The sequence below is a fragment of the Lapidilactobacillus bayanensis genome (assembly GCF_003946695.1).
GTDB classification, from domain to species: Bacteria; Bacillota; Bacilli; order Lactobacillales; family Lactobacillaceae; genus Lapidilactobacillus; species Lapidilactobacillus bayanensis.
In genome coordinates this window covers 1-6,350 of the sequence record NZ_RHOX01000052.1, presented here as the reverse complement: position 1 = coordinate 6,350, position 6,350 = coordinate 1, and the positions used below count along the sequence as shown (strand labels likewise).

Sequence of the window (6,350 nt, the reverse complement as noted above, 5' to 3'; positions counted from 1 at the left end):
CACCAGCTTAAAGATATGCCTTCTAGACCAATTTCTTGCTTTTGGAATTAGTGTTGCATTTGATTTGACAATTCAGGAAAAAAATTAGTTCTAATTAGCTTAAATTATTCCACCATCATATTTCCAGCAAGCATGAAAAATAACAAGCTAACAGTTTTGCAAGCAAGTACAGGTAGATGGTAAGCAATTCATTGATGTCGTTGGATTTCAGTTGAGACTAAACTTAAGCTAATCAATAACCAAGTAATGCAAATAATCACGACACTCCAATTGATTGGCTTGGCGTTTATTGCCATAATTAGTAGAATAACGAAAAAGGTAAAGAGCCAGAAGGTTTTTAGTTTCAGTGCTTGTTTGAACATAGCGACTCCTTTTTTAAGACGAGGTGAAGATAATGACAGATTTGGCCGAGGAAAAAGCAGCGTGGAACGATTTTGCTGCCACATACTATGATACTGAGCAGCAAAGTCAATTGCCATATGTAGCGGATGTACTTGAATTTTTACAGCGGATTAATTTGTTGCCAGCACAAATATTAGATTTGGGCAGCGGCGCGGGGCGTTTTTCACTGCCGTTTGCCCAAGCAGGTGTGGCGGTAACTGCCGTTGATTTTTCAGAAAAAATGCTGGCAATTTTGCAACGACGTGTCATGCAGCAGAAGTCAATTAAGCCAATTAGGCTAATAACCGCAGCTTGGCAAGATTTGGTTAAAGCCAAGTTACGCGTGCCAGCACTTTGGCTTAGTATGTTACCAGATGTTGACCCAACTCAGATGTTAACAATTAGTCGAATGGCCACAAAAACGGTTTTTATTTTTCGTTTAAATCAAGTTGACGATCCCGTTATGACGCCATTGTTCACTAAGCTCAACTTACCACAAGAACGGCCGGAAGTCCATCCAGATTTGATGGCAGCTTATCAAATGATTTTGCAATCTGAGTTTAATGAGAGTCAAACGAAATATTTCAATTATCAAATAAATGAGGAGTTGTCACAAACAGAATTGACAACTTATTTACAGGATTATCCGGAGATGGCGCTTGAGAAACTAACTTGGTTGCAACATGAACTACAGCCTGAATTAAAAAATGGTCGTTTAAAAAGTAGACTAAATTATCAATTTGAGCTGCTAATCTTACAGCGCTAGGATTGTGTGAATTGTTGCATCTGCGTACGGAAAACGCTGCCATTTTATGATATATTTAATTGGTAGTTTACAAGTAGATGATAAAAAGTTTTTTGGAGGCAAGTTTAATGGCAGTTATTATTTTTGATTTTGGTGGCACTAGTGTTAAATACGGTGTTTGGCATGAAAATAAGTTGAGTCAGCACGGTTCTTTCAAGACACCAACAACTTGGGCGGAAATGCAGACGCAATTAAAGACAACTTTTACGCGTTTGCAGACGACCGTAGACGATGTTCAAGGCGTTGCGTTATCTTTGCCAGGTGTTGTTGACAACAAGAAGGGCGAAATTCGCGGTCTGAGCGCAATTCCATATATTCATAATTTTCCAATCAAAAAAGTTTTTACAGAATTATTTGCTGATTTGCCAGTCGCAATGGAAAATGATGCGAATTGTGCAGCCTTAGCCGAGCTTTGGTTGGGCAGTGCGTCTGATGTTGATAATGCACTGGTGATCGCATTAGGAACCGGTGTTGGCGGCTCAGTTATTATCAATCGGCAATTAGTTCGTGGGCGTAATTTAGTTGGTGGTGAATTTGGCTTCATGCAAATGACGCCAGAAGACACATGGAGTAACATCGGGACTGTCGTTAGAACGGTTCAACGCTATAACGAAAAAAGTGGTCAAAAGGCGATTAACGGGACCGAATTGTTTGATCGTGCCGCGGGTGGTGATGAGCTGGCTCAAACAGAAGTAGATAAATTCTATCACTATAATGCAGTTGGTCTTTATAATTTAATTAGTAGTTTTAACCCGGACAGAATCATTTTAGCTGGTGGCGTTTCCGCACGCCAAGATCTAGCCGAAATTTTAACGCATCGCGTGAGCAATCTTTTGAAATGGGCTGGTTTAGTGGAACCAGTTGTCGACATTCAAACGAGCCGGTTTTCTAATGATGCTAATTTAATTGGTGCTGTTAAGAATTTTAAAGACTGCTATCCAGAAATCACGCTTAAGTGACAAAATTGTTCGTTTAAGACGCAGGTTAATTCGTGTTAAAGTATGACTAGATTGTGATCGGCTTCTAAATTGAGCTAGCTAAATAATTAATCGCTTTTACAAAAAGTTGCTAATTACCGATTAAAAATTAAGGTTTCAATTTGGTGTTTTTTGCCAAGAAACTATTATTAAGAATAAGGGGGATAATCAATGAGTGATCGCACAAGTCGGCGACTAATTAATATTGCGTCGTTACTGTCAGTGGTTGCTATGATTGGCTTGGCTATTTATTGGTATCGGCTGGGGATTTTTCGCAGTCAAGCAACATTGAACCAATATATTGACCAGCGTCATGTGATTGGACCCGTGATTTTCATTTTAATTCAGATCATTCAGGTGGTTATTCCAATTATTCCAGGTGGTATCAGTACAGGCGTCGGCGTTATTTTATTCGGACCAATTAATGGCTTTATTTATAATTATGTTGGCATTGTGATTGGCTCATTTATTAATTTCTTTTTAGCACGCCGCTATGGTCAGAACTTTATTCTCCACATGATCCCGCAAAAAATCTTCGATAAATATACCAACCAAAAAAGATTTCGCAGTCAAAAAGCGTTTGATTTATTTTTTGCGTTAGCCATTTTTTTGCCGGTCGCTCCCGATGATGTGTTGGTCATGATCGCCGGATTAACTAAGATGACTTGGGCCAAATTTTCAGCTATCATCATTTTTTTGAAGCCATTCACGATTGCTGCCTATAGTTTTGCTTTGATTTACGGTGGTCAATGGTTGCTTAATTTGATCCGATAAAATGAATTAGGAAATAGGCTAAAGGTTAATTTGGTAATGGTACTGGCTAAGTGGAAGTAGGATGAGCGCTATTGGCGTTTGCTGTTTAACCTGACACGCTCACTGACTAATTCTTTGGCTAAAGAGAATGTGATCAAGGCGCTTGAACGCAGATTTCCATCCTATAACAACGTAAAATAAGCGGGACCGGGATTTTATTCCGGCTCCGCTTATTTAAATCATAATTCCGGCTGATCTTAAGGCGTTATTGGTTGTAGTCAGCATTGATTATTGTAAAATAAAAACGAATAGAAGTTATTATCATCGCGAGGCGAATAATTTGTTAGAAAACCAACGTATTTATTTACGACCCTTTACAGACGCTGATCTGAATTTTATTTTGCAGTTAGGTTCAGATGATCTTTATCGCCAAACAGCGGGTTTTGCTGCTGTTCATAATCTGGATGAGGCGCATAAAATCCTACGAATTTATCAGCAACACCCCAATGACTACGTGATTTGCCTTCAAGAGACGCATCAACAAATCGGTTTTGTTGAACTAAACGAACGAGGTATCGATGAACGCAGTCAGCTTGCAGATACGCGAGAAGTGGGTTTTATTTTATTAAAGGAATTTTGGAACCAGGGTTATATGACTGAAGCGTTAAAACTAGTCTTTGACTATGCCTTTATCGAAATGAAAATTTCAGAAATATGGGCTGGCCATTATGAAAACAATCAGCGTTCTGCCCACTTTTTACAAAAAATGGGCTTTGACTATAAATATGATGTGCAAATGCCTTTTCCATTTATTGAGCAAGCTAATGAAAAATATTATTTGTTGACCCTTAGCAAATGGCAACGTTTTCGAGATAAATTGCGCTAGACCAAGCGTTTTGCTGTGCTATACTAGTTTGTGAAGATTTTATGGGAGTGATAATATGGTGGACAGTGACGCATTGCAACAACGAATGAAAGAAATTGAAGCCAATCCAGAACTACGCTTACTACGCAGTGAAAATAATGACGTGCCATTAACAAAAGATGGTCAACATATTCAGCAATATGCAGTCTATACGGATTTTCAATTCGATAAAAAAATGCAAAAAACCAATTCGATTTTTGTTTATACTCCTTGGAGGAATCTCGATTCACAAGGTCGTACGCGAACAGATTTTCAAAATCAATTATTATTTGAATATAATGGTTGGGAGAAAAAAATTCATATTACGGTCTTAGAAACGTTGGGTTCAGCGTCACAATTGGCATTCTTTGATTACCAAAATCACGGTTTAGCACAATTGTCACTTCAATCGCTAATTAGGTTGGCTCAAAGAACAGATGTCGTCACGATTGATGCAGCATTATCGTCGTTTGATGGTGAAGATGATTTTGATCGAATTAAGAATTTATTCACCAAAGCTGGTTTTACCGTCCTCAGTGAGAATACAGCGTTAGGCGTTGCTAAGTTCTTATATCAGATTGGTTAATAATAGTAGTGTAATAGGCCATATTTAGAAGCATCATAGATCATGCTGAACCTAGGTCAAGCCGGTTTATTTATTTCTCACCATTCGTTAACGGAAATGCTAAAAAGCATAGCAATTTTCACGATAAAATGTTACATTATAGGTATTCAAACACAGTAAGGAAAACTTTGGCTGAGTTCAGAGAGACAACGGTTGGTGTGAGTTGTCATGAAGCTATTCCATTTTCCTAGTGGGCGGCGATGAGTCGCACGGCATAGTCGTTAATCAGTTGAGTGCAAGCATTAGCTTGAAAATGGGTGGTACCGCGAAATAACCAGTTCGTCCCTTTATGGGGATAGACTGGTTATTTTTGTATGCATTGACATAAGTTTGAATGAGAAAGGATGTTGTATATGTTAGATTTAAAGTTGATTCGCCAAAAGCCAGACTGGATTAAAGAGAAACTAGCTTCACGTGGTGTTACTGCTGAAGAGATTGATGAATTGTTAGGGCTGGATGAACAACGTCGGGCCAAGATTGTTGCTGACGAAAACTTGAAGAAGAAACGCAATGATGTTTCTGAAGAAATCGCCCAAATTAAACGTGAAAAAGGTGATGCTAGCCAAGCAATCAAAGATATGCGCGAAGTTGGTGCGCAAATTAAGCAATTAAATCAAGAAGTTGCTGAATTAGATGAAAAGGTTACTTATATTTTAGTACGTCTACCTAATATTCCTGATGACTCAGTACCAGTGGGACCTAATGAAGATTATAATGTTGAAGTTCGTAAGTGGGAAACACCGCGCAAGTTTGATTTCGAACCTAAAGCACACTGGGAAATTGGCGAAAATTTGGGCATCTTAGATTTTGAACGTGGTGCTAAAGTCGCCGGTGCTCGTTTTGTTTACTATAAGGGATTTGGTGCTAAACTTGAACGAGCACTTTATAACTTTATGTTAGATGAACACGGTAAAGAAGGCTACGAGGAAGTTATTCCACCATATTTAGTTAATAACGATGCTATGTTTGGTACAAGCCAATTTCCTAAGTTTACTGAAGATGTTTACACAATTGTTAATGAAGGCGATCCTTTGACGCTGATCCCGACTGCTGAAGTACCGTTAACAAATTATTATAGTCATGAGATTATTGACGGTGCTAAGTTGCCGATTTATTTAACTGCCTTGACGCCATGTTTCCGTTCAGAGGCTGGTAGTGCCGGTCGTGATACTCGTGGATTAATTCGACTACACCAATTTAACAAGGTTGAGATGGTCAAGTATGTTAAACCAGAAGATTCCTTTAATGAATTGGAGAAGTTGACGGCGGATGCTGAAGATATTCTCAAGAAACTCAATTTGCCGTATCATGTCATCACCTTGGCTTCAGGCGATGCTAGTTTTTCATCAGCTAAGACTTATGATTTGGAAGTTTGGTTGCCTGCTCAAGATACTTATCGGGAAATTTCAAGTTGTTCCAATTGTACCGACTTCCAAGCGCGTCGTGCACAAATCCGTTATCGCGATGAAGATGGTAAGGTTCAATATTTGAATACTTTGAATGGTTCGGGTTTAGCTGTCGGTCGAACAGTCGCGGCTATTCTAGAGAATTATCAAAATGAAGATGGTTCAGTAACAGTTCCAGAAGTTTTAATATCATATATGAATGGTATTACTAAAATCACTGCAGAAAATTAACTAGTAAACTTATCTTGAATGATTCACACTAACTAACTTCTTATGACGTTAGCCACTGAAGCTTGTGTATAACATCAATCACGTAATTAATGCTAACGTAAAAGTAAACTAAGTCTAGTTAGTTCTTGAATAATCTAGATGAGCTGTAAAGCCGCGGCCAATTCCGCGGTTTTTTTGTAGGTAATGACGACTGCTATGACAGCGTTCTGCGACTTTTATCAGAAAAGTTTGATTTTTTGGTTGACGAACAAGTCTGAAGTTGGTAATA

General features: G+C 38.6%; 6 protein-coding genes. All 6 read left to right on the top strand.

The annotated features are described in order from the left end of the window. Positions 1-394 precede the first annotated feature (394 nt). On the top strand, positions 395-1,147 hold the full coding sequence (locus tag EKM65_RS10995) for a class I SAM-dependent methyltransferase (protein WP_125608448.1): 753 nt from the start codon (positions 395-397) through the stop codon (positions 1,145-1,147). A 107-nt stretch (positions 1,148-1,254) separates the two neighbouring features. Then, positions 1,255-2,145: an ROK family protein gene (locus EKM65_RS10990; protein WP_164506932.1), complete on the top strand. Its 891-nt coding sequence runs from the start codon at positions 1,255-1,257 to the stop codon at positions 2,143-2,145. A gap of 189 nt (positions 2,146-2,334) precedes the next feature. Further along, positions 2,335-2,937, top strand: coding sequence for a VTT domain-containing protein (locus EKM65_RS10985; protein WP_125608444.1), 603 nt, complete (start codon positions 2,335-2,337; stop codon positions 2,935-2,937). A 319-nt stretch (positions 2,938-3,256) separates the two neighbouring features. Beyond that, positions 3,257-3,802, top strand: a complete 546-nt coding sequence (locus EKM65_RS10980; protein ID WP_164506931.1) for a GNAT family N-acetyltransferase — start codon at positions 3,257-3,259, stop codon at positions 3,800-3,802. Positions 3,803-3,857: 55 nt separating this feature from the next. After that, on the top strand, positions 3,858-4,406 hold the full coding sequence (locus tag EKM65_RS10975; RefSeq protein ID WP_125608440.1) for a hypothetical protein: 549 nt from the start codon (positions 3,858-3,860) through the stop codon (positions 4,404-4,406). A gap of 392 nt (positions 4,407-4,798) precedes the next feature. Beyond that, positions 4,799-6,082, top strand: coding sequence for a serine--tRNA ligase (serS, locus tag EKM65_RS10970; RefSeq protein ID WP_125608438.1), 1,284 nt, complete (start codon positions 4,799-4,801; stop codon positions 6,080-6,082). Positions 6,083-6,350: the final 268 nt, after the last annotated feature.